This window comes from Pseudomonas sp. Soil_N_39 (assembly GCF_057655955.1).
The window spans coordinates 3,153-4,908 of sequence record NZ_JBDGLI010000038.1 but is presented as its reverse complement, the minus strand read 5'-3'; the positions used below and the strand labels follow the sequence as shown (position 1 = coordinate 4,908).

The following is a 1,756-nucleotide window of genomic DNA, read 5'->3' as shown; positions in this document are numbered from 1 at the left end:
GGAGTTACAAATTGCTTGGGTGTTATATGGTCAAGCCTCACGGGCAATTAGTACAGGTTAGCTCAACGCCTCACAGCGCTTACACACCCTGCCTATCAACGTCGTAGTCTTCGACGGCCCTTCAGGGGACTCAAGGTCCCAGTGAGATCTCATCTTGAGGCAAGTTTCCCGCTTAGATGCTTTCAGCGGTTATCTTTCCCGAACATAGCTACCCGGCAATGCCACTGGCGTGACAACCGGAACACCAGAGGTTCGTCCACTCCGGTCCTCTCGTACTAGGAGCAGCCCCTCTCAAATCTCAAACGTCCACGGCAGATAGGGACCGAACTGTCTCACGACGTTCTAAACCCAGCTCGCGTACCACTTTAAATGGCGAACAGCCATACCCTTGGGACCGGCTTCAGCCCCAGGATGTGATGAGCCGACATCGAGGTGCCAAACACCGCCGTCGATATGAACTCTTGGGCGGTATCAGCCTGTTATCCCCGGAGTACCTTTTATCCGTTGAGCGATGGCCCTTCCATACAGAACCACCGGATCACTAAGACCTACTTTCGTACCTGCTCGACGTGTCTGTCTCGCAGTCAAGCGCGCTTTTGCCTTTATACTCTACGACCGATTTCCGACCGGTCTGAGCGCACCTTCGTACTCCTCCGTTACTCTTTAGGAGGAGACCGCCCCAGTCAAACTACCCACCATACACTGTCCTCGATCCGGATAACGGACCTGAGTTAGAACCTCAAAGTTGCCAGGGTGGTATTTCAAGGATGGCTCCACGCGAACTGGCGTCCACGCTTCAAAGCCTCCCACCTATCCTACACAAGCAAATTCAAAGTCCAGTGCAAAGCTATAGTAAAGGTTCACGGGGTCTTTCCGTCTAGCCGCGGATACACTGCATCTTCACAGCGATTTCAATTTCACTGAGTCTCGGGTGGAGACAGCGCCGCCATCGTTACGCCATTCGTGCAGGTCGGAACTTACCCGACAAGGAATTTCGCTACCTTAGGACCGTTATAGTTACGGCCGCCGTTTACCGGGGCTTCGATCAAGAGCTTCGCGTTAGCTAACCCCATCAATTAACCTTCCGGCACCGGGCAGGCGTCACACCCTATACGTCCACTTTCGTGTTTGCAGAGTGCTGTGTTTTTAATAAACAGTCGCAGCGGCCTGGTATCTTCGACCGGCGTGGGCTTACGCAGCAAGTGCTTCACCCTCACCGGCGCACCTTCTCCCGAAGTTACGGTGCCATTTTGCCTAGTTCCTTCACCCGAGTTCTCTCAAGCGCCTTGGTATTCTCTACCCAACCACCTGTGTCGGTTTGGGGTACGGTTCCTGGTTACCTGAAGCTTAGAAGCTTTTCTTGGAAGCATGGCATCAACCACTTCGTCACCCAAAGGGTAACTCGTCATCAGCTCTCGGCCTTAGAATCCCGGATTTACCTAAGATTCCAGCCTACCACCTTAAACTTGGACAACCAACGCCAAGCTGGCCTAGCCTTCTCCGTCCCTCCATCGCAATAACCAGAAGTACAGGAATATTAACCTGTTTTCCATCGACTACGCTTTTCAGCCTCGCCTTAGGGACCGACTAACCCTGCGTCGATTAACGTTGCGCAGGAAACCTTGGTCTTTCGGCGTGGGTGTTTTTCACACCCATTGTCGTTACTCATGTCAGCATTCGCACTTCTGATACCTCCAGCAAGCTTCTCAACTCACCTTCACAGGCTTACAGAACGCTCCTCTACCGCATCACTTAC

The 1,756-nt window shown here is 52.8% G+C and carries 1 rRNA gene (running past one end of the window); it reads right to left on the bottom strand.

Going from position 1 to position 1,756, the window contains the following annotated elements:
* Positions 1-26: 26 nt before the first annotated feature.
* Positions 27-1,756 (bottom strand): 23S ribosomal RNA (locus AC3A5O_RS28710); it runs 1,261 nt beyond the window's last position.